Origin of the sequence: Gordonia mangrovi (genome assembly GCF_024734075.1) — a bacterium.
GTDB lineage: Bacteria > Actinomycetota > Actinomycetes > Mycobacteriales > Mycobacteriaceae > Gordonia > Gordonia mangrovi.
Genome location: NZ_CP102850.1, coordinates 2209601 through 2232601, shown reverse-complemented (window position 1 = coordinate 2232601; position 23001 = coordinate 2209601). Strand labels below are relative to the sequence as shown.

Below are 23001 nucleotides of genomic sequence, written 5' to 3'. Positions count from 1 at the left end.
ACGGGCGGCAATGTTCCCGCCGAGCACACCGAGTCCGGTCAGCGAATCAGGCCGGATTGGGAGAGAAAGGTCTGGGCATCCTCGACCGAGGCCAGACCGTCGACCGTGATCACCAGTCCGGTGCCGGCGTCGACGTAGTCGATGGTGGTGCCGGCGCCATCGGTGTCGACTTCGCCGGCGGCCTGACGGTCGGGAGACTCGATGAGGATGCCGGTCCCGTCGGTGTAGACGCCGTTGCGGATGTTGACGATGCGAGTGTCGGCCTCGTTGCTGTCGATGTGGAACATCATGTAGTCGCCGGGCGGTTCCATCAGCTCGACCAACGATCCACCTTCGGCGAAATCACACATCATCGTCACCGCTCCGTTGGTCGTGAAACCGGTTTTGCGGCAGTTGGTGGTGTCGGCCTGCAATGACCCCGGCAGGGTGGCGAGCAGGGTCGCTTCGTCTGTGACGATGCTGCCGCCGTCGTTGCCGGTGGCCGCGGCTGCCGCCGTCGACTCCGCCGCACCTGCCGCGGCGGTGGAGTCCGGGCCGGCAGGGTCGTCGGACCCGGTGCGCGTCACCACGATGGCGGCGGCGATGATGCCGAGGACCACGACGGCGGAAACGACGATCGCGGCGGTACGGCCGGTCCGACGACGCGGCGGCGTGGGGTCCTCCTGAAACTGTGGGCCCGCGATCGGTCTGCCGGTGGGCTGGCCACGGCCCGGAGGGTGGCCGAGTTGGCCGTACCAGGCCGGCATCAGTGCCTCGGGCCCGGGCACCCGCTGGTGATCGGTGTTCGGGGTGGCCCGGACCAGGGCCGTGGTCACCGCACCTTGGGCGACCACGGTTTTCGGGTCGTCGAGGGTCGCCACCGGGCCCAGCGCCCCGAGCTCGTGTTGGATACGCGGAATGCGGGACGAGCCACCGGTCAGATACAGGGCGGTGATCTGGTCGGGATGAGTGATGGCGGCGTCGAGCAGGGTCTCCCGGGTCAACCGGATCGCCTCGGTCACCGCCGGGGTGATGAGTTCGTCGAACTCGTCGCGGGTGAGCTGCAGGGTGGTACGTGCGCCGTTGGGGGCGGGCACGGTGATGGTGGCCGACGGCGTCTCCGACAGCAGCTCTTTGGCGTGTCGGATCGAGTCTTGTAGGGCTTGCAGCGTGTCGATGGGTGCCCCGCGCCGCAGCCATTCGACCAGATCCGGGTCGCGTTCGGCGATCCGGTCGAACACCCAGCGTTGGATCAACGCATCCAGGTTCTTGCCGCCGAGCCCGTTGTTCCCGCGGGCGGCGACGACCTCGAAGTCGCTGTCACCGGTGACGGTGAGGACCGCGATGTCCAGCGTGCCGCCACCGAAGTCGAACACCACGATTGTGGCGCCCGGCGCCATGGCGTGCGATCGGGAGTAGTGCGCGGCCGCCGCGCGTGGCTCGGAGATGGTGCGGATGTCGTCGGCGGGCACCCCCGCTCCGGCTGCTGCGTCGGTGAGCACCGCGATCTGCTCCGGCGCCCAGGCCTCGGGATGGGTCAGCACCACCTGGCTGGGGGGATGTCCGGCGTGCGCGGCGACCGCGCGTCCGATGATGGTGCGCAGCACCGCGCTCACCAATGTGGCGGTCGGCACGGTGTGGCCGTTGACCGTGGTCACCGATTGGCCGCCGATCAGCCGCTTCGGGGAGGCCACATACCCGGCCGGGTTGTGCTGGGCGGCATCGATGGCGGCGTATCCGACGATGACGCGCTCCGGGGTTTCCAGGAACACCGCCGACGGCATCAGATTGCTGGTGTGGGTCAGTGACAGCGTCTCCACACCGCCGCTGGTGGCGCCGGAATGGGCGGCAGCGGAGTTGGAGGTGCCGAAGTCGATGGCCAGAATCCACGAGGCGGCAGAAGGCATGTAGAAGGGGTCCTTGCTGGTTAGCGGCTGGCGCCGCTGCTGGTGGTGTCAGGGCAGTAGCCACGGATGAGCGTGCCCCGGGGCGGCGACGCGGCGGGGACCGGATCGGTGGCCCGACGTGGGGGGGTTGGTGCGCAACGTCCGCTGAGATTCGAGCACCGTCACCGATGCGTCATGTTCAGCCATCACTGCTGGTCCCCCGGTTCCCTCACCCCGCCCCTCGCCAGCCCCAGGGCAGATGCGGAGTCGCGCGTGACCCGGGGTCCGGGGATATCGGGGTGTGAGTGTACCGACACCCGACTCCGGCCGGGAACACGGCGCTGCACTACTCTGCATCCGAACAACAGAATCGTGCAGGTCTGGTCGGGGGGAACCAAATCGGCCGCCGGCGCATCCAATCATGCAGACCACACAAATCTTGCGTGCGGGCCGCGGCCGGTCACAAGGGATCTCCCTTGCAGCGGCACACCCGCAGAAGGAGACACCACACTGATGACGCGTTGGCAACCGACACTCCGCACGATCGGTATCGCAGCAACTGCGACCGCCACCCTCACCGCCCTGACCGCCTGCTCCACCGACGGCCAATCCACCAGCGACAACGCCGCCGCCAGCAGTGCGGCACAGCCGTCGGTCGATGTATCCGCCCTCGATACCGGCCCCTACCCCACCGAGCCGCGTTCAGAGTTCGGTCGCGCCACCGATGACCAGATCGTGCAGGTCGAAGGTCAACGCATGGCGCAGTTCATCGTGGTGCCTTTCGAGGTCGATCGCGATATCACCAACGGCAAACTCCCGACCTCGGCGATCAGCAGCCGCCAGAACCTGACCGTGGTTCTCGGCGAGGGCACCGCCGACATACCCGCCAACGACGAACTCCTCTATGGGTTCACCACCACCGCCGCCACCCCGGACTCCACCATTCGTGAGGGCACCAGCCGCAGCCTCAGCAGTATGGTGTTGCGCTACATGACCCCGCAGGCCGCCGAGGACGCGGCCCGGCAGCTCGCCCAACAGGTCGCCTCCAACAGCAACGCCACCGTCACCACCTTGCCCGGCCTACCCGGCACTCACGTCATCCGCGACAGCGGCACCGACGGCACCGAGCGGCTCATCACCTTCACCCCACACGACACCTACGTGATCTACGAGTGGTATCAGACCACCACCGAGCAGCAGGAGCTACTGGAACCCACAGTGCGTAAGGCGATCTCGCTGCAGACGGCATTGATCGACCAGTTCCCCGCCACGCCCACCAAGGACGAGGCGGCTGCCCGCGGCATCACCGGCCCGACCCGACCGATCGTCGATCAAGATCACGTCCTCATCTACGCGCTGCCCTACACCGACGAGGAAATGTCGGGCGGCAAAACGGGTTTGACCCCGCAAAGCATGCGCGCGGTGTACGGACCACGTGGGATGGCGCACTTCAGCAGCGACCCCGTCGGCACCTTCAACAGCCTCAACGACGCCGGCTCCACCGCCAACGCGGTCGAGCGCTCCGTGGTCTACCGTGCTGCCACCCCCGAGCAGGCCACCACGCTCATGAAGAGCTACGCGGCCAACGCCACAGGCGAGGGCATCGACTCCCCGCCCGGACTGCCGTCCGCAGTCTGCTCCACCACCAACACCACCTACACCTGCTGGGTCCACAACGACCGCTACGTCGGCGAGATCCACTCCGACAACCAGCAGGACGCCTACCAGCAGGCCTCCGCGCAGTATGTTCTGTTCACCAAAGCCGACCAGAACGACAGCTGACCGGCACGTGTAAAGGAGTCGGCGCCGGTGCGCCGACCTGCTGTCAGCGATTGCCTCCCGGGAACCGATCGGATTCGATGGTCATCTTGGGCCACGGCGGCTGGCGCAGCACGGCAGCCGAGCCCAGCGTCGCCGCGATGAGTCCGGTTATCACCCCGATCATGGCCACCCGACCGGCGTCCACGACCGGAGTCCAGGTGGTGGTGCCGTCGGTGATGGTCAGCACCCCGACCGTCACCGGCGCACCCCGGAGTCCCGTGCGCGAGACCGAGATCATCGTGGTGCGGTCGTCGATCGTGTGCGGTTCACCGAGATAGCGTCCGCCATGGGGGCGGGTGGGGTCGAGTTGGGACATGCGGCCTCCTTGACGTCGCGGCTCCTCACCGGAGAGCACTCGCAGATGGATACGGCCACCTCGCCGGGTTCACGGTGGCCAGGGGTGCCCGATTCAAGTATCGCCCCGGGCCGGTAGGTTCAGGATTCATGTACGTGAGCGAACTGGGCGAGCAATGGCGACGTGCACGCCTGCGCCCGGAAGTCGTCCACCTCGACTCCGCGGCGGCGGGCCGGTCGTCGAACGCCGTGATCGGATCCATCTCGGCGCACCTGTGGCGCGAGAGCGAGCGGGGGTCGTACGTGGCGGCCGCCGATCGCGCCGACGAGATCGCCCGGGACAAGCGCGATCTCGCGTCGCTGATCGGCCACACCGCCGACGAACTCGCGTTCCGGGAGAGCGCCCGCGCCGCGCTGCGGGCGCTACTCACCTACTGGAATCTGCCGATCTCGAGCACCGTGTGGGTGGCGAAGAACGAGTTCGGCCCGAACCTCGTGGAGTTCGAACGTCGCGGCTACGCGGTGCGGCCGCTGCCGGATGCCGACATCGCCGGCCACGTCGACACCGACGCGCTGGAGAACATGCTGCAGTTCGAGCAGCCCGACTTCATCCACATCTGCCACATCGGGGCGATGTCGGGGATCGTGCAGCCCGTCACCCGGATCGTCGAGATCGCGCATGCGGCAGGCGTTCCGGTGGTGGTCGACATGGCCCAGACCGCCGGCCACGTGCCCACCGTCACCGGCGCCGACGTCGTCTACGGCACCAGCCGCAAATGGCTGACCGGACCGCGCGGGGTCGGATTCGTCGCCGTGCGCAAAGACGCCTTGCGTCCGGTGGAGATCGAGAGTTCCGAAGCATTTGTCGCCGGCCGGCTCGGCCTGGGGATGGCGGTTTCGGAGGTACTCGCCATCGGGCAGCAGCGGGTGTTCCGCGAACTCGCCGCGATCGGCCGGGCGACCCGCGAACGCCTCGACGGCATCGGCAGCTGGGAAGTGCTCGAACCGGTCGACGAACCATGCTCCACCACCACCCTGGCGCCGCCGCCGGGCTGGCAACCATCCGACGTGGCCGCCGCCCAGGCCAAGCTGTTCTCGCTGGGCATCCTGGTCACCTGCGCCGACTCCTGGCGCGCCCCGCTGACCACCGAACAGTCGGTGCTGCGGATCAGCCCACATCTCGATGTGGAGCGCGAGGACCTCGACAAGCTCGCCGACGCGCTGCGAACGATGGGCTACTGAGACCGCACCTGCTCGACGATCTCGGTGATCGCAGGTCGCGCCCGGTCGGCGTCGGCGTCCACCAGCCCGATGCGGGTGCGCCGGTGTAGGACATCGCCGACGGTGAGCGCGCCCTCGTGGGTGAGTGCGAACTCCACCTCCGCCCGGACGACGTCGATCTCGTCGACGATCGGCTCCAGTGGCCGCTCGACCTGTGCCGACGACACCACCTTGGTCGCCTCGGAACCGAAACGGCTGATCAGCGACGCCGGCAGCTCCGGCGGTTGCGCGATTCCGGCGGCGCCGATGAGCGGGGTCGTCGCGGTGATGCAGCGACCCGCGGGCAGTCCCCCGGCCGCCACCGCAGCATCGACGGCGTCCTGCGCCATGCGCCGGTACGTGGTCAACTTTCCGCCGAGCACACCGACCACCGTCTGATCGCTCACCTGTATCCGGTGCCGCCGCGAGAGATCGGCGAGACTTCCGGCGCCCGAAGACCTGCCGTCACCGACGTCGACGAGTGGCCGTAGCCCGGCGTAGGTCCCGATGATGTCGGACCGGGTCACCGGCCGGTCGAGCGCAGGGTTGATCGCCTCGAGCAGATAGTCGACCTCGGCGTGCGACGCCTGCGGGACGTCGGGGATCGGACCGGGCGCATCGACGTCGGTCAGGCCGACGAACACCCGCCCGAGCGGCTCGGGCAAGGCGAACACGAACCGCGAGATCGACCCGGCCACCGGTACCGTCAGCGCACCGGCGGGGTGGCCGAAGGTCGCCGCGTCGAGGATCAGATGGGTACCGCGACTCGGCCGGATCCGGACGGTCGGGTCCACCTCACCGGCCCACACGCCGGCGGCGTTGACGACCGTACGGGCGGCCACGTCGAAGGTCTCGCCGGTGCGGGCGTCGGTCAGCCGGGCGCCGGTGCCGGTGACCCGGTCGGCGCGCGTGTGGGTGCAGATCATCGCGCCGAAGGCGGCGGCCGTGCGGGCGACCGTGACCACCAACCGGGCGTCGTCGACGAGTTGCCCGTCGAAATGCGCGGTGGAGCCACGCAGCCCGCTCCGCGAGGTCTGCGGGCACAATTGAAGGGTCTCGGTCACCGACAGCCGTCGCGGCCCGGGCAACACCGAGGCGGGGGTACGCGCCACCCGTCGCAGCACGTCGCCGGCCCCCACGCCGGTCCGGATCATCGCCGCCGCGGTGCGTGCACCGAAGTCCGGCACCACCTGGGCCAATGGACGGATCAGGTGCGGAGCGATGGTCGTCATCAGGTGATGCCGCTCGACGGCACTCTCGTAGGCGATGGGCAGATGCGCGCCGGCCAGGTAGCGCAATCCGCCGTGCACCAGCTTGCTGCTCCACCGCGAGGTGCCGTACGCCAGATCGTGCGCCTCCACCAACCCGACCCGCAGCCCGCGGGTCGCGGCGTCGAGGGCCACGCCGACGCCGGTGATCCCGCCGCCGACGACGAGCACGTCGAGCGGGTGGTCCTGCTCGGCCAACTCGCTCAGCCAGCGGCGCCGCCGGGTGGCGTCGAGTCCCGTCATCCGATGATCGTCGGTGGCTCGCCGTCGGGACGGCGCAGATACGACGACAACGCGTGGTGCAGTTCCCTGCTCCACTCGTCGCCGAGGATGGACTCGACCAGCGCGCGCGACTGAATCGCCGACTGGGTGATCAACAACACCATCGACGCCAGCTTCTCCGGGTCACCGTCGCGGACCTGGCCTCGCCGCTGCCCGTGGGCGATCGCATCGGAGAGGATGGCGAGCACCCCCTGCTGACTGGTCCCGAGACGGTCGAAGACATAGGGCGTCATGAACTCCCGCTGGGCCCGCCACAATGCCGCGACCAGTTCGTCGTCGCGCAACGCCGCCGCCACCCGCACCACCAGATCCACGGTGGCGTCGAACTCCGCGGTGCGCAGCGGAGTGACGTCGGTGACCGCCGTGACGATGCCCATCACCTCGCGGGTCAGCAATGCGCGAGTGATCTCGGACATGTCCGTCCACCGCCGGTAGACGGTGGGACGGCTGACGCCGGCCTCTCGGGCCACCTCGGCCAACGTCACCTTGTGTCCGTCGCTGCGGATGAGGCAGGCACGGGCCGCGTCGAGTACCTGCTCACCGATATCAGCTTTACAGATTGACATGATGTGTAACATCGTAACCTATGGCAGGCCTGCCCCACGACCACCGCACCGACCGGACAGCGGTCGGCCACGTGACCGTGCTGGTCAATCCGCATGCGCGTCACGGCGCCGGCGGGGCGGTCGCCGAGACCGCGGTCGCCGAGTTCGCGGCGCGCGGTGTCGACACCGAGATCATCACCGGATCCGACGCCCAGGATGCCGCCGAACGGACCGGCAAGGCCGCCCGCGGCGACACCGACGGCATCGTCGTGGTGGGTGGGGACGGAACCATCCGGCTCGCCGTCGAAGCGACCTTCGGAACACACAAGCCGCTCGGCATCGTGCCCGCCGGCTCCGGCAACGACGTGGCCCGCAATCTGGACATCCCACGCGACGACGTCACCGCCGCGGTCGAGATCATCGCCACCGGGCACACCCGGGCCATCGATCTCGGCCGGGTGACCTTCCCGGATGGCCGCGGCGCGCTGTTCGTCACCGTCGCCGCCACCGGCTTCGATGCGTCGGTGACCGCACGCGCCATCGACATGCGGTGGCCCAAGGGTCAGGCCCGGTACACGCTGGCCGCGCTGCGCGAACTCGTCCGACTGCCGTCCTATCACTACGACGTGCGTGTCGACGATGTCGAGGTCGACGACGACCTGGTGTTCGCCGCCATCGGCAACACCACCTCATACGGCGGCGGTATGCAGATCACCCCGCGGGCGTCGATGACCGACGGCCTGCTCGACCTCACGCTCGCCCATCATCCGGAGCGGTTCGCCCGCGCCACTGTTGCGCGGGTGTTCCCGAAGGTGTTCGGCGGAACCCACGTCGATCACCCGATGGTGCGCACGATGCGCGGCAAACAGATCGAGCTCTACTGCGATCCGCCCGCCTTGGTGTCAATCGACGGCGACATCGTCGGCGAGCTGCCGGCGGTGTTCGAGGCCGTGCCGGCGTCGGCGGCGGTGTTCGCCCCCTCGTGATCCTCGGCGGGCGCGCGTTCCGCTGCTCGGCGCGCGAGTGGTGATCAGCCCTGCTGCTGCCACCACTCCCGCAGCGCCTCCTCGGCCTCCTCGTGGCTGAGCGGTCCGCGATCGAGGCGCAGTTCCTTGAGGTAGCGCCAGGCCTCGCCCACCTTGGGACCGGGCGGCAGTCCGAGCAGCTGCATGATCGCGTTGCCGTCGAGGTCCGGGCGCACCCGCTCGAGATCCTCCGCGGCCTGCAGATCGGCGATCCGGGCCTCGAGATGGTCGTAGTTCTCCTGCAGCCGCCGCGCTCGCCGCTTGTTGCGCGTCGTGCAGTCGGCGCGCACCAGCTTGTGCAGCCGATCCAGCAGCGGACCGGCGTCGGTGACGTAGCGCCGCACTGCCGAGTCGGTCCAGGCGCCGTCGCCGTAGCCGTGGAATCGCAGATGCAGGAACACCAGCTGCGACACGTCGTCGACGATGGCCTTCGGATACTTCAGCGCGCGCATCCGCCGCCGCACCATCTTGGCGCCGACCACCTCGTGGTGATGGAAACTCACGCCGCCGCCCGGCTCGTGACGACGGGTGGCGGGTTTGCCGATGTCGTGCAGGAGCGCCGCCCACCGCAGCACCAGGTCGGGATCGCCCTCCTCGAGGTCCATCGCCTGCTTCAGGACGGTCAACGAATGTTGGTAGACGTCCTTGTGCTGATGGTGCTCGTCGATCGTCAGCTTCATCCCGGGCACCTCCGGCAGCACCCGCTCGGCCAGTCCGGTGTCCACCATCGCGTCGACCGCCTCGAGCGGATGCTCGCCGAGAATCATCTTGTCGAGCTCGGCGCGCACCCGTTCGGCCGTGATGCGTTCGATCTGCTGAGACATGTCGGCGATCGCGTCGAACACCCGAGGTGCCACCCGGAACCCAAGCTGGGAGACGAACCGGACCGCGCGCAACATGCGCAGCGGGTCGTCGTGGAAAGACTCCTGCGGGGTGGCCGGCGTGTCGATCACGCCGGCCAGCAGGGCAGTGAGCCCGTCGAGCGGGTCGACGAACTCGGCCGGACCATCGCGGCCGACACGCACCGCCATCGCGTTGATGGTGAAGTCGCGACGAACCAGGTCCCCGTTCAGGGAATCGCCGAAGACGACCTGCGGGTTGCGGCTGACCCGGTCGTAGGAGTCCGCGCGGTAGGTGGTGATCTCGATGGTCGCGTCGCCCTTGCGGGCGCTGACCGTGCCGAACTCGATGCCGGTGTCCCACTGCGCGTCGGCCCACCCAGACAGGAGCGCAGTGACCTGCTCGGGCCGCGCATCGGTGGTGAAATCCAGATCGCCGGCGAGCCGGCCGAGGACAGCGTCACGCACCGACCCGCCGACCAGATGCAGCTCGTGACCGGCGTCGGCGAACAGTGTCCCCAGGGGGACCAACACGTCCGAGAACGCCTGGAGCGAGACTGCCGCGCCGGCCAGCAGACGAGTTCGGCGATCGGGGTCGGTCACGGCAAGACAGCCTACCGTCGACGCCTTCGCCATCCGCAGCGCATCCGGTGCCCGATGGCCCCCCGAGTAAGTGCCGACCGGCCACGATCAGGGTGAACCGGGGCACAGACCACCGCCCATCCGTGCCGACGCCACCGACTTCGCCACGGCCCATCCAGGCAAACGCCAGGTTGCCAGCGGCTAGCATCGGAGACGTGTCCGCCGACCCGTCCACCGACCCCTCTGACGTCTCCGACGACGTCATGGCGGGTTCGCGTGGTCCCAACGGCGCCGGCCGCCGCGATTCCGGGCGCCAGGATTCGGCCAGATCGTCCGATTCTGGCACCGGTCACCGGGTCACCCCGGCCGACCTCGCCCGCGCGAACTCCCGCGGCAACGGCGGCGGAACCGGCGCGGGATCCACCACGACCGACGACTCGGGCGGCACCGGGCGCCGGGGACGACGCGGGCGACGGCGCCGCGGGCGACGGCCGCCACATCCGGGCGCGACCGAGCCGGCCCGCGACGAGAAACCCGCCGCCGAACGACGTGACACGCCCAATCCCGGACAGATGCCCAAGAGGTCCGGCACCGCCGGCCACGTCGAGGAGGAGCTGCGGCCGACGCACTCGCGGGTCTCGCCGCCGAAACCCTCCGACCTGGTCGCGGTGACCGCGAAGGTCACCAAGACCGGTTTGACCCACCCGGCGGTCGGCGCCGAGGCGACGTCGACGACGTCGAAATCGACGAACCGGCGCCGCAGCGGCGGCAAGGGGACCGAGCGCAACCAGGAGCGGCTGCGCACCGTGCGCGAGACGTCGGCGGGCGGCCTGGTCATCTCCGATCTGGACCTGCCGGACGCAGAACTGTGTGCCGCACTCATCGGCCGCATGGACCGTCGGGGCCGAATGATGTGGTCGTTGCCCAAGGGTCATATCGAGACCGGGGAGACCGCGGAGCAGACCGCGATCCGCGAGGTCGCGGAGGAAACCGGGATCAGCGGCACCGTGGTCGCACCGCTGGGCAAGATCGACTACTGGTTCGTCAGCGAGGGTCGCCGAATCCACAAGACCGTGCACCACTACCTGCTGCGCAGCATCGGCGGCGAACTGTCGGATGCCGACTACGAGGTCAGCGAGGTGGCGTGGGTGCCGCTCGAGGAGTTGCCCCGCAAGCTCACGTACTCTGACGAGCGGCGACTGGCCCGGATGGCCCGCGGCGTGATCGCCGATCTCGCCGCCGACCCGACCCGGTTGGCCCAGTCCGAGGCCGAGAGCATCCGCACCGAACCCAACGCCTATGAGAGAGCCGCAGCCGCCCGCAACCAGCGCCGCAACGAGCCGTTGCCACCGGCGCGGTCGCGTCGACGGCGGCGGCGGCCGCGGCGCCCACCGGCCGGCGATGCCTGAGCCTGCACCGTTCCCGTTCCCGCTGCTTCTCCGCCGATCCGCGCATGGTCCCGCTGCGTTCATCCCCGCTGTGTTCGTCGCCGTGCTCGCACTCGTGGTCGTCTCCTGCGGACTGGCCGTGTTCGCGCCTGCCGGTCCGGCCGGCGCCGCACCCGTCGCCGATGACGAGGCCGGCACATCGACCGGCGGTATCGGCTCCTTCCTGCGTCTGACGATCGACGAGATCACCCCGTCGATCGTCACCAGCGGCGGCGGCGCCGACGTCACGGTGAGCGGCACCGTGCACAACATCGGCGACCGCGATCTGGCCGACCTGTCGATCCGGCTCGAACGCGGCGACGCGGTCGCCGACGCCGACGGACTGCGCAGCAGTCTCGCGGTGACCCCGGTGCCCGTGAGCGCGGCCACCGCATTCCGCCCCATCACCGACGAACTCACCCCCGGCGAGTCGGACACCTTTAGCGTCACCACTCAGCTGTCGGCGGCCGACGGCCTCGACATCCAGCGCACCGGAGTGTTCCCGCTCACCGTCAACGTCAACGGCGTCCCCGACTACGGCAACGCCGCCAAGCTCGCACAATCGCGCACACTGCTGCCCGTGCTGTCGCTGCCTCCCAACGCCGCGCGGGCCGATCAGTACGTCGACCCCAGCACCGACGTCGGGGACGCGAACATCGATGGCGACCTCGGCTCCGACGGGTCGGTCTCGGCGAATCTGTCGAGTCCGGCGCAACTCACCATGCTGTGGCCGTTGGCCGCGCCGCCGCAGCTCACACCCGGCGTGCTGGGGGGCAACACCGAACCGGTCCGCCTGGTCGGCGAGGCCATGGCCCGCTCCCTGTCCGACGGTGGCCGGTTGCGCACACTGCTCGACGCCGCCCGGTCGGTGGCCGGTGCCGCCGCCGAACCGACGCCGACTCCCCCGGCACCCGAGCCGCCGGCGCCCGGGGCCAGTGCCCCGGCCGAACCGACGGACCCCGCCGCGTCGATGCCTCCGGCCTCGGGAGAGGCCGGCCCGCCGACCTCCGCAGCCCCCCAGAACGCCCAATCCCGACTGGCGCAGAGTATGTGCCTGGCGGTGGACCCCGACCTGTTGGTGACCGTGCGGGCGATGTCGCTGGGCTACGTCGTGTCGTCGGATCCGATGGACCCGACGTCGCCGACCACGCCGGGTACCGGCCAGCCCGCCGCCCTGCAGTGGCTGACCGAACTGCGTGAACTCGCCGGCCGGATGTGTGTGGTCGCGTTGCCGTTCGCGCAGGCCGACCTCACGTCGTTGTCCCGGATCAACGACTCCGGGCTGACCGACGCGGCCCTGTCCGGTCCCGCCGATGTCGTCGACACCGTGCTCGGTGTGCGCAGTGTCCGCGGCCTCACGGTGCCGGCGCTCGGTGCGATCGACACCACCGGCGCCGAGGTCCTCGGGTCCGCGTCGATGGGTGCCGCGGTCACGTCGACCAGCAGCGTGGCCACCGAGCGCGCCGACCCCACCGGGCGATACCGCGTGGGTGACCTGGCGGTGCAGACCACCGAGGCCCAGGTGACCGCAGCGCTCGCCGGGCTCGGCGACGCACCCACCACGCCACCCCTGACGACGGCCGACGAGGAGGTCTCGTTCGCCGGCGAATCGGCCACCGCCCGCCGACAGGCCGCGGTCGCCGCGGTGGCGTACCCGGCGATCGACGCACCCGCCCCGTCGAGCCCCACCGGTCTGCCGACCGCAGGTCGCAGCGAGTTCGTCGTTCCGCCGACCTACTGGTCGCCCACCGCCGACGACACCGAGGCGCTGTTCACCACGGCGACGCTGCTGCTCGAGGCCGGCGCCGCCGCACCGGCACCGCTGACCGAGGTGCGCGCCGCGCTGGGCGCGACCGTGACGGCGGCTCGCCTGGTCGAGCCACCGGGCGTCGAATCCCTCGCCGAACTGGGTATGGCCGTCTCCGACGACGTCGCCGCCACGATGGACGACGCGGCCGAACTGTCGTTCCAGCTCCAGGCATCCCTGATGAGTTCGGCCGACGTGGCCGCGACCCCCGAGCGCTACGTGGCCCCGCTGCGGGAGGATCTACTGCGCGCGATCCGCACCCCGGACACCGCGTCGGCGGCGTTGCGTGCCGATCTGCGCGGGCAGCGCGCTGCCCGCGTCACCGCCGTCGACGCCACCCTGCAGCGGATGCGCAACGCCGTGACCCTGCTCGACCCCGGTGGTCGGTACACCCTCGCCTCCGAACGCAGCCCACTGCTGCTGGTGGTGCGCAACGACCTGTCCCTGCCGATCCGGGTGCGGATCAACGTCGACGCACCGTCCGAACTCGATGTCGGCGACCTCGGGGTGATCGAGATCCCCGCGCGCGGCACCCGCCAGATCCAGCTCCCGACCCGCGCGGAGACCTCCGAGGAGGCGATCACCGTCACCATCGGGTTGACCACCTCCAGCGGCATCTCCGTCGGGTCGCCCATCCGGCTGTCGGTGCATGCCAACGCCTACGGCAAACCACTGTTCTGGGTGACCATCGTCGCCGCGGTCGTGCTGGTCCTGCTGGTGGCGCGCCGCCTGTGGCACCGCTTCCGCGGACAGCCCGACCCCGCCGACGAGGACCGTCCCGACCCCGACGAACACGATCGCCTGCTGGCCGGTGCGACCTACCAGGAACGCCGCCGTAACCTGCAGACCGAACACCCGGGGCACGAACACCCCGACGAGCATCACCCGCACGAACATCGAGACATGGCGTCGCACCCCGAGGAGACCCCCGACCATCAGGAGCCGACCACGACGAGTTCGAGTGACGGGGACAGGCCATGAGTGAACAGCGACCACCGGAGTCGGGCCGGGCGACTCCGCGACGGATCCCGCCGGGAGCACCGTCCGCTCCGCCTCCGCGCGGCACACCGGCGGGTCGCGGCCGGCCCGCTGCGCCACGGTCGCGAACGGACACCCTCACCGACTCCCGCAACCCGCGTGCAACGCCGACCGGCGGCACAAATGCCGGTGAACGTGCGGGCGTCGACATCGACGAGACGTCGACCGGCCTGTCGCGCGACTCCGACGCCAGCATCCTCAAGACCAGCGGCTCCATCGCGCTGGCGACGCTGACCAGCCGCATCACCGGATTCGTGCGCACCGTCCTGGTGCTCGCGATGCTCGGTCCGGCCATCGCGTCGGCGTTCCAGGCCGCCTACGTGCTGCCGAACATGATCGCCGAGGTCGTCCTCGGTGCGGTGCTCACCGCCATCGTCATCCCCGTGCTGGTGCGGGCCGAGGCCGAGGACGACGACGGCGGACGCGCCTTCATCAACCGCATCTTCACGCTGACGGTGGTCACCCTGGGCGCGGCCACCGTCATCTCGTTGATCGCCGCTCCCCTGCTGACCTACCTCAACGTCGGCGACGGCGACGTCAACCGGGACCTGACCACCGCACTCGCCTACCTGCTGCTGCCCGAGATCCTGTTCTACGGCCTGTCGGCCCTGTTCATGGCCATCCTGAACATGAAGGGCTTCTTCAAGCCGGGCGCGTGGGCACCGGTGCTCAACAACATCGTCCAGATCGCGACGCTGGTGCTGTACGCCGCGATGCCCGGCGAGATCACCCTCAACCCGGTGCGGATGTCCGATCCGCAGCTGTTGGTGCTCGGCATCGGCACCACCCTGGGCGTCGTGGTGCAGGCGATGATCCTGGTGCCGTGGCTCAAGCGCGCCGGGGTCCGGCTGCAGCTGCAGTGGGGACTCGACGCCCGACTGCGCCGCTTCGGCAACATGGCGGTGGCCATCGTCATGTATGTGGCGATCCTGCAGGTGGGGCTGGTCGTCACCTATCGCATCGCCGCGCACGCCGACGCCGCCGGCATCAGCGTCTATGCCACCCACTGGCAGCTGCTGCAACTGCCCTACGGCGTGCTCGGTGTCACCATCCTCACCGCGATCATGCCGCGGATGTCGCGCAACGCCGCCGCCGACGACAACCGCGCGGTCGTCGACGACCTGTCGCTGGCCACCCGACTGACAATGGTCGCGCTGGTGCCCGTGGTCGCCTACATGACGTTCTTCGGTCCGGCCATCGGTGTCGCCGTGTTCAACTTCGGCAAATTCGATGCCGAGACCGCATCACAGCTCGGGTCGGTGCTCGCCTGGGGTGCGTTCACGCTCATCCCCTACGCGATGACGCTGGTCCAGCTGCGGGTGTTCTACGCCCGCGAGGACGCATGGACGCCGACGGTGATGGTGCTGGGCATCACCGTGGTCAAGGTGGCCGCGTCCCTGCTGGGTCCGGTGCTGTTCACCGATCCCGAGCTGGTGGTCCGCTGGCTGGCGCTGTCCAACGGGCTGGGCTATCTGGTGGGTGCGGTGGTCGGACACTTCCTGCTGCGAAAGCGGCTCGATGGCGCCCGGCTGACCGATGTCGCGCGGACCACCACGGTCACCCTGGTCGTGTCGGTGGGCATCAGCGCCATCGTGTGGGCCGTCGCCCAGCTGTCGGGCCTGCACCTGATGATGACCGAGGCCGGCAAGTTCGGCTCGCTGATCTACCTGGTGCTGACGGCGGTCGTCGTGCTCGGCGTCACCTACGCCGGGCTGGCGGTCGCCCGCCTGCCCGATGTGGTCTCGATCGGGCTGACAGTACGTCGCGTGCTGGGCAGATTCATCCCGGCCTTGGCACCGGCTGAGAGCCCGGTAAGAGATTCGACAGCAACCATCACGGTTCAGTTTCCGCAGACCGCCACAGACGAATCGCTCCCGTACTCTGGTCAAGTACAGGTGCTCCGGCGATTCGACCGGGGTACTGCCACATGGCAGTCGTACTCGGTTCACAGCGGTGGAGCCGCGCGCCTCCGCGATGGTGGCGAGATGCGGATCCACGCGCCCCGCGACATGCGCTATCGCAGGAGAGGAGCTCGGCGCGTGACTGACAATGAGATCGGTGCCACGCAGGACACCGAGATCATCCCGGACTCTCCGGCCGACACCGGCGGCTCGGTGGGGGTCGATGATCGGTCCGAGACGTCGACGGCGGAGACTGCCGCCGACCGCGTTGGCGATTCCGGTCACACCGAGAAAGACTCGGACACAGAGAAACCCGACCAACCGGCCACGCCGGCACCGGCCACCACCCGGATGCCGTCGGCCGGTCCCCCCGCACGTCCACGCGGTCCGCGCCTGGTGCCCGGCGCGGCCGTCGCCGGCGGCCGCTACCGGCTGCTCGATCATCACGGCGGTACCCGCGGTCTGCAATTCTGGCGGGCGCGCGACATCAACCTCGACCGCGAGGTCGCACTGACCTTCGTCGACGCCGAACAGCTCGCGCCGCCACCACGGCGCGGCGAGACCGCCAAGGTCACCGATGACGGACCACAGGGCGTGCTGTCGCGGACGCTGCGGCTTGGTCAGATCTCCTCGGCCGGGGTCGCGCGCGTGCTCGATGTGGTGCGCGGATCGTCGGGCGGCATCGTGGTGAGCGAATGGGTCACGGGCTCGTCGCTGGCCGAGGTGGCCCGTTCCGAACCCTCCCCCATCGGCGCGGCACGCGCGGTGCGCGCGCTGGCCGCCGCGGCCGAGGCCACCCACCGCTCCGGCGGTGCGCTGTCCATCGACCACCCCGATCGCATTCGGATCAGCACCGACGGCAACGCCGTCCTCGCCTTCCCCGGCACCCTGGCCGGTGACGACAAGTCCTCCGACGTCCGCGGTCTGGGGGCGGTGCTCTACGCCCTGCTGCTGGCCCGCTGGCCACTCGACGGCCGCACCGGCACCCAATTGGTCACCACCTCCGACACCACCGACGAGGTCGGCGGTCTGCCCATCGCGCGGCCCGACAAGAACGGCACGCCGGTCGAGCCCCGCGAGGCACGACCGGACACCCCCTTCGAGATCTCGGCCGTCGCCGCGCGCGCCCTGGACGGCAATCGTGGGATCCGCACGGCCGGAACGGTGCAGCACGTGCTCGATCAGGCGACGGTCATCGACCTGAACACCGATATGTTGCCGGCGATCGAGACCGACCGGGACCCGATCACCATGGCGCCCCCGCCGGCCCGCACGGCACCCGGCACCGAGCCCGAGCACACGGGCCGGCGCAACATGGCGCTGCTGGCCGGGGCCGGGTTGTTGGCACTGTTCGTCATCATCGCGCTGATCGTGTGGGCGACCAACATCTTCGGCTCCGACGGCGACGCCTCCGACATCGACTCCATCCTCACCACCACCTCCGCACCGCCGGCCCCCGAGACCCAGAACGAGGCAGCGCCGCCACCGGCCGCGCCGGCGCCCATCCCGCTACAGCGGGTGAATCTGGTCGACTTCTCCAATCAGCCGCCGGACAGTTCCGCCAACCTGGGCAACGTGATCAGTGGTGTCGCGCCCCCCTGGAGCACCGACATCTACCGTGGCTCACCCGATTTCGGCGGCCTCAAGGATGGACTCGGGCTGATGTTCGACCTCGGCAGCGACCAATCCGTCGCAACCGTCACCATCCGGACACCCACTCCCGGCTTCGACGTGTCGATCCGGACCGCGACGTCGGCGCAACCCACCTTCGCCGAGACCACCGAGGTCGCCACCGGCACCGTGTCGCAACCGTCCACCACCATCACCATCCCGAACCCCACCGAGGCCCCGTTCGTGATGGTGTGGTTGACCTCGCTGCCGGCCGGTGGCGGTGGCTTCCAGGCCGAGATCGCCCGGGTCTCGATGGCCGGCTGAGCCGCGCCGACAGCAACCTAGTTCTTGCCGACAGCAACCTGATTCGGGCCGCCGGGCACCTCGTGCGGCGCGACCGCGTCCGCCGACGCTGCTGCCGGTGCCCATCCGGGCGGACCGAGGACCAACCCGAGTCGTGTGCGAAATCCTCGCGCCGCCCGTACATCCCGGGCGATCGCCACGTATTCGTGGGTCTGCAACCGCCAGATGTTGTAGGTGTCCACCGGGGTGGTGAGTCCGTAGGTGGGTCGGTGCACCTCGGGTGCGAAGCTGCCAAAGAGGCGATCCCAGATGATCAGGGTGCCACCGTAATTGCGGTCCAGATATTCGCTGTCGCTGCCGTGATGAACCCGATGATGTGATGGCGTGTTGAAGATGTATTCGATGGGCCGCCAGAGCTTTCCGATGTGTTCGGTGTGAATCCAGAACTGGTACACGAGATTCAGTGAATACGCCGCAAAGACGATGGCCGGCGGAACACCCAACAGGGGGAGTGGTAGCCACATCAGGATGCCGGCGCTGTTGTTCCACTTCTGCCGCAGCGCCGTGGTGAAGTTGAAGTACTCGCTGGAGTGATGGGCCTGATGCGTCGCCCAGATCAACCGCACACGGTGGGCCAGTCGGTGCTCCCAATAGAACAGGAAATCGAGGCCGACGAACGCGATCACCCAGGTGTACCAGGCATCGGCGGGCAGCTGCCAGGGCGCCAGATAGGCGAAGATCGCCGCATAACCGAGCAGCGCCAACGCCTTCCATGCCGCGCTCGTGCCGATCGACACCACACCCATGAGCAGACTGGCCCGCGAGTCGCGCGGGTTGTACGTGCCGGGTTCGGCGGAGAGGCGCTGCGTACCGGCCGATTGGGCACGCTGGGAGGGACGTTCGCGATCGGTGTGGTCCAACTTCCAGGCCGCCCACCATTCGAGCGCCACCATCGTCACGAAGAACGGCACGGCGAGCACCGTCGGCTCGCGCATCGCCTCGGGAAGAAAATCCAGCACCGGTCACTCCTTGCTCGGCGGCCATCGGGCCGACATATCTGACATGTTCACGTGTCAGATATTTCTGACACGATAGCGTGTCAGATAACGTGCTGTAAACAGATCACGTGAAGTCCACTCGAGGAGCCACGTGTTCGCAGCGGCAGGAGCGTGCAGGATGACCACCACCGGCGGTCGGCGCTACGGCGGCGCCGACGCGGCGCAACGGCAGGAACGCCGGCGGACCGACCTCATCGTCGCCGGACTCGATCTGTTCGGCAGCGAGGGATTCGCCAACGTGTCGGTGAAGCGGATCTGCGACCGTGCCGGGCTCACCCAGCGCTACTTCTACGAGTCCTTCGATGATCGGTTCGCCCTGCTCGCGGCCGTGTACGAGGACTGCGTCGTGGTCGCCCGCACCGCCACCGTGGCCGCCGGTGGCCCCTTCGTCGCCGACGCCGGTGCAGCGGGCATCGCTGCCGGCGACGCCCCGGCCGTCGCGCGAGCCACCCTGGGCGCCTTCATCGGCACACTGGCCGATCAGCCGCGCCGCGCCCGGGTGATGTTGGTGGAGGTCGTCGGCGTCAGCCCGGACCTCGAACGACAACGCCTGACGGCGATCCACGGGTGGGCCGACCTCATCCTGACGCTGGCGCTGGGGGAGCGGCGGCCCGATCGTCGGCAACGGCTGGCGGCGATCGGTCTCGTCGGCGCGGTCACCCAGCTGCTCGTGGACTGGTACACGGGCACCGCAGGAGAGTTCGCGCCCGGGGATGTGACCGATGGTGATCTGTTCGACCTCGACACGATTCTGGAGGTCAGCGTGGAGCTGTTCGTGGCCGCCTACCAGCGGCTACTCGGCTGAACCCGACCCCGGCCCCGAGCGGCACGCCCGGCGGATTCCACAGGCGTGTGCGGTGTCCCCTGATCTGTGGACAACGCGCAGGTCACTGGCACATCCACAGTTCAGTTCCACTAATCTTCATTCCCATGACTCGGGGGAGCGTCGACGCACGCAGCGACGAGGACCTGCTCCTCGCCCATGTGCGCGGCGATCCCGGCGCCTTCGCGGTGCTCGTCGAACGACACCACGCCTACCTGTGGTCGGTCGCCTGCCGCACCAGCGACAACCGCGACGATGCCGCCGACGCGCTCCAGGACGCACTGCTCAAAGCCCATCGGATGGCCGACCAGTTCCGCGCCGACGCGAAGGTCACGAGCTGGCTGCACCGGATCGTGGTGAACTCCTGCCTCGACCGCATCCGGCGCAACCGGGTCCGGCTCAGCGTGCCGATCCCCACCTACGACGTCGAGCCGTACGCCGACGAACGTGACCAGATGGCCGCAGTGGATCTGTCGCTGTCGATCGGGCGCGCACTCGACGCCCTGCCACCCGATCAGCGCGCAGCGGTCGTCGCCGTCGACATCGAGGGCATGACGATCGTGGATGCCGCCGAGCGACTCGGCGTGCCGGTGGGAACCATCAAGAGCCGCTGTTCGCGTGGTCGACTACGTCTCGCGCAGATCCTCGGCCACCTGCGCGACGGGTGATCGTGGACTCGGCGACAATTGCTCACAGATCCGATGGAACCGGACCGTGGCCCGGTGCGTCCTAAAGTTGACGAGCACGAGCAGACGTCCGGTCGGGCGGCTGATCGAATGGCCAAAGAAGTGGGAGAGTGCAGCGATGGTCCCGCCGGGAGCAGACAATGACGAGACGTCATCCGCCGCTCAGTCCTCGCCCTACCCACAGCCGCCTTATCCGGTCGACCTGCTCGCCGATCTGCATGCGGACGCCCTGCCGCCCGACGTCGCCGCACACATCCGGTCACGCCTCACCGACGACCCGCACGCCCGGTCGGTACTCGAGGCGCTCGACCGCACGACCCAGGACCTGCACGATGCTCCGGTCCCGCCGGTTCCGGTCCCACCCGCCGTCGACGAGATGACCCGCCAGACGCTCGACCGAATCAGCGCCGAAGTATCCGCCGGCGCCGGCGGCACCGTCGTCGCACCACGTCGTGCGCACCGGGCCTGGAGGTGGGCGGCAGTGGGTACGGCCGGTGCCGCGGCGGTTGCCGCCGTCGCTGCGATATCGGTCGCCGTGGTGCGCTCGCCGGAGCCGAGCACGCCGGTGCAGGCCCAGCCGTCGACCACCGCCGACCAGTCGGGGCCGGGGGACCGGGTCACCCTGCTGTCGGTGCTCGGCAACCACGATTTCGACCCGTTCGGCTCCGAGGCGGCGCTACGCCAATGCACAGCCGCCAACGGCGTCTCGGCCGACACCGGCATCGTCGGCTCCGGACAGGTGTCGCTGCAGGGCCGGGACAACGCCGTCGCCATCCTGCTCGCCACCGGCGTGGCCGGCGTGTTCGATGCGCTGGTCGTCGGACCGGACTGCAGCGCCGGCAACCCGTCGACCATCTCGCGGACCACCATCGGCGAATGACCCGCTGTCACCGGGACGAGAGCACGCCACGCCGGTGCCGCAGCAGGCACGGGCGCGGACGGTGGGAACATCTGCCCTTACCCTGATGTTGACAGAGCCGAGACCGACGCAGCGCAGGAGCTGCCTGACCCGCGCGTCGATGACTACGGAGGACGGATGACCCACGCAGACAGCCAGCAGATCCACGACCTGATCATCATCGGGTCCGGCCCGGCCGGATACACCGCGGCGATCTATGCGGCACGCGCTGAACTGGCACCGATCGTGTTCGAGGGAACCCAGTTCGGTGGCGCCCTGATGACCACCACCGAGGTGGAGAACTTCCCCGGCTTCCAGAGCGGCATCCAGGGCCCGGCGTTGATGGACGAGATGCGTGAACAGGCCATCCGCTTCGGCGCCGACCTCCGCATGGAGGATGTCGACACCGTTCGCCTCGAGGGAGCCATCAAGGAGGTCGAGGTCGGTGGCGAGGTGCATCGCGCCCGCGCGGTGATCCTGGCCATGGGTGCCGCGGCCCGCTACCTCGGCGTCGAGAACGAGCAGGAACTCCTCGGCCGCGGCGTGTCGGCCTGCGCCACCTGCGACGGCTTCTTCTTCAAGGACCAGGACATCGCCGTCATCGGCGGTGGCGACTCGGCGATGGAGGAGGCCACCTTCCTCACCAAGTTCGCGCGCAGCGTCACCCTGATCCACCGGCGCGACGAGTTCCGGGCCTCGCGCATCATGCTCGAGCGTGCCCGCGCCAACGACAAGATCCGCTTCGTCACCAACTCCGCGGTGACCTCCGTCGTCGGCGACGGCTCCGTCACCGCGCTGGGGCTGACCGACACCGCCACCGGCGAGACCAGCACCATCGAGGTGACCGGCATGTTCGTCGCCATCGGTCACGATCCGCGCAGCGAACTGGTCAAGGGACAGATCGATCTCGACGCCGAAGGCTATGTGCAGGTCGACGGACGCACCACCCACACCTCGGTGCCGGGTGTGTTCGCCTGCGGCGACCTCGTCGACCACACCTACCGCCAGGCCATCACCGCGGCCGGCAGCGGGTGTTCGGCCGCGATCGACGCCGAACGCTGGCTGGCCGACCAGGGTGTGGCCGCGCCGTCGGTCGAGAGCGACATGTACGTCGTCGACGCCACGGCCTGACGTCCCAACCGGTCCCACTCGCCCCGTCCAGACAGACCAGACAAGCCCGAAGAGTCCACAAGGAGGACACCCATGGGAGCAAACACCGTCGCCGTCACCGACGCCACCTTCGCCGATCAGGTACTCATGTCCGACAAGCCGGTGCTCGTCGACTTCTGGGCCACCTGGTGCGGTCCGTGCCGCATGGTCGCGCCGGTGCTGGAGGAGATCGCCCGCGATCACGCCGACAAGCTGACCGTCGCCAAACTCGACGTCGACGAGAACCCTGCCGTCGCGCGTGACTTCAAGATCATGTCGATTCCCACCATGATCCTGTTCGAGGGCGGCAAGCCCAGCAAGACCATCGTCGGAGCCAAGGGGAAGGCCGCCCTGCTGCGTGAGCTCGACGACGTGGTCGGATCCCCCGCATAACACATCTACCTGGCGATTCGGCAGGCGGATTACCGCTGCAAACGTCGCCGACCCCGATGATGGCGCCCCGAGCGGCGCCATCATTTGGTCGTGCCGTCACGACCTGAGAGAATGCCTGGTGTTTGC

The 23001-nt window shown here is 69.3% G+C and carries 17 protein-coding genes; 11 read left to right on the top strand and 6 right to left on the bottom strand.

Going from position 1 to position 23001, the window contains the following annotated elements; genetic code table 11:
• Positions 1-38: 38 nt before the first annotated feature.
• On the bottom strand, positions 39-1886 hold the full coding sequence (locus NWF22_RS10190; RefSeq protein ID WP_160901606.1) for an Hsp70 family protein: 1848 nt from the start codon (positions 1884-1886) through the stop codon (positions 39-41).
• Positions 1887-2378: 492 nt separating this feature from the next.
• Between NWF22_RS10190 and NWF22_RS10185 the strand changes: the two genes are divergently transcribed.
• A complete protein-coding gene (locus tag NWF22_RS10185; RefSeq protein ID WP_233751026.1) occupies positions 2379-3647 on the top strand; it encodes a DUF7373 family lipoprotein in 1269 nt (422 codons plus the stop codon).
• A 43-nt stretch (positions 3648-3690) separates the two neighbouring features.
• On the opposite strand, the gene NWF22_RS10180 is transcribed toward NWF22_RS10185, so the two are convergent.
• Positions 3691-4002 (bottom strand): hypothetical protein, encoded by a 312-nt coding sequence (locus NWF22_RS10180; RefSeq protein WP_160901605.1) that lies wholly within the window; start codon positions 4000-4002, stop codon positions 3691-3693.
• A 128-nt stretch (positions 4003-4130) separates the two neighbouring features.
• On the opposite strand from NWF22_RS10180, the gene NWF22_RS10175 reads away from it, so the two are divergent.
• On the top strand, positions 4131-5222 hold the full coding sequence (locus NWF22_RS10175) for an aminotransferase class V-fold PLP-dependent enzyme (RefSeq protein ID WP_160901604.1): 1092 nt from the start codon (positions 4131-4133) through the stop codon (positions 5220-5222).
• Here the strand turns inward: NWF22_RS10175 and NWF22_RS10170 are convergent.
• Entirely contained in the window at positions 5216-6751 is a 1536-nt protein-coding gene (locus NWF22_RS10170) for a glycerol-3-phosphate dehydrogenase/oxidase (RefSeq protein ID WP_160901603.1), read from the bottom strand. The two genes, NWF22_RS10175 and NWF22_RS10170, sit on opposite strands and share 7 nt — an antisense overlap.
• Positions 6748-7356, bottom strand: a complete 609-nt coding sequence (locus NWF22_RS10165) for a TetR/AcrR family transcriptional regulator (protein ID WP_233751025.1) — start codon at positions 7354-7356, stop codon at positions 6748-6750. The genes NWF22_RS10170 and NWF22_RS10165 overlap by 4 nt, the downstream gene beginning before the upstream one ends.
• A 20-nt stretch (positions 7357-7376) precedes the next feature.
• Between NWF22_RS10165 and NWF22_RS10160 the strand changes: the two genes are divergently transcribed.
• Positions 7377-8321 (top strand): YegS/Rv2252/BmrU family lipid kinase, encoded by a 945-nt coding sequence (locus tag NWF22_RS10160; RefSeq protein WP_160901601.1) that lies wholly within the window; start codon positions 7377-7379, stop codon positions 8319-8321.
• Positions 8322-8365: 44 nt separating this feature from the next.
• Here NWF22_RS10160 and NWF22_RS10155 read toward each other — a convergent pair whose 3' ends face one another.
• A complete protein-coding gene (locus NWF22_RS10155) occupies positions 8366-9835 on the bottom strand; it encodes a CCA tRNA nucleotidyltransferase (RefSeq protein WP_160901600.1) in 1470 nt (489 codons plus the stop codon).
• Positions 9836-9996: 161 nt separating this feature from the next.
• Between NWF22_RS10155 and NWF22_RS10150 the strand changes: the two genes are divergently transcribed.
• Genes NWF22_RS10150 through murJ form a run of 3 tightly spaced genes read left to right on the top strand, consistent with a single transcriptional unit; the run spans position 9997 to position 17889 of the window.
• Positions 9997-11190 (top strand): NUDIX hydrolase, encoded by a 1194-nt coding sequence (locus NWF22_RS10150; RefSeq protein ID WP_258321379.1) that lies wholly within the window; start codon positions 9997-9999, stop codon positions 11188-11190.
• Positions 11183-13996, top strand: a complete 2814-nt coding sequence (locus tag NWF22_RS10145) for a hypothetical protein (RefSeq protein ID WP_202398449.1) — start codon at positions 11183-11185, stop codon at positions 13994-13996. Before NWF22_RS10150 ends, NWF22_RS10145 begins: the two co-directional genes overlap by 8 nt.
• Complete coding sequence (gene murJ / locus NWF22_RS10140; protein ID WP_160901599.1) at positions 13993-17889, top strand: murein biosynthesis integral membrane protein MurJ; 3897 nt, start codon at positions 13993-13995, stop codon at positions 17887-17889. The genes NWF22_RS10145 and murJ overlap by 4 nt, the downstream gene beginning before the upstream one ends.
• A 17-nt stretch (positions 17890-17906) precedes the next feature.
• Here the strand turns inward: murJ and NWF22_RS10135 are convergent, their stop codons facing one another.
• Complete coding sequence (locus NWF22_RS10135) at positions 17907-18887, bottom strand: sterol desaturase family protein (protein WP_160901598.1); 981 nt, start codon at positions 18885-18887, stop codon at positions 17907-17909.
• 157 nt (positions 18888-19044) lie between these two features.
• Between NWF22_RS10135 and NWF22_RS10130 the strand changes: the two genes are divergently transcribed.
• From NWF22_RS10130 to trxA, 5 genes are all read left to right on the top strand, one after another.
• On the top strand, positions 19045-19731 hold the full coding sequence (locus tag NWF22_RS10130; RefSeq protein WP_160901597.1) for a TetR/AcrR family transcriptional regulator: 687 nt from the start codon (positions 19045-19047) through the stop codon (positions 19729-19731).
• Between the two features lie 125 nt (positions 19732-19856).
• Complete coding sequence (gene sigM / locus NWF22_RS10125) at positions 19857-20417, top strand: RNA polymerase sigma factor SigM (protein ID WP_160901596.1); 561 nt, start codon at positions 19857-19859, stop codon at positions 20415-20417.
• A gap of 136 nt (positions 20418-20553) precedes the next feature.
• Entirely contained in the window at positions 20554-21315 is a 762-nt protein-coding gene (locus NWF22_RS10120; RefSeq protein ID WP_160901595.1) for an RsmA family anti-sigma factor, read from the top strand.
• Between the two features lie 156 nt (positions 21316-21471).
• Entirely contained in the window at positions 21472-22464 is a 993-nt protein-coding gene (gene trxB / locus NWF22_RS10115; protein WP_160901594.1) for a thioredoxin-disulfide reductase, read from the top strand.
• 72 nt (positions 22465-22536) lie between these two features.
• On the top strand, positions 22537-22875 hold the full coding sequence (trxA, locus tag NWF22_RS10110; protein WP_160901593.1) for a thioredoxin: 339 nt from the start codon (positions 22537-22539) through the stop codon (positions 22873-22875).
• Positions 22876-23001 lie beyond the last annotated feature (126 nt).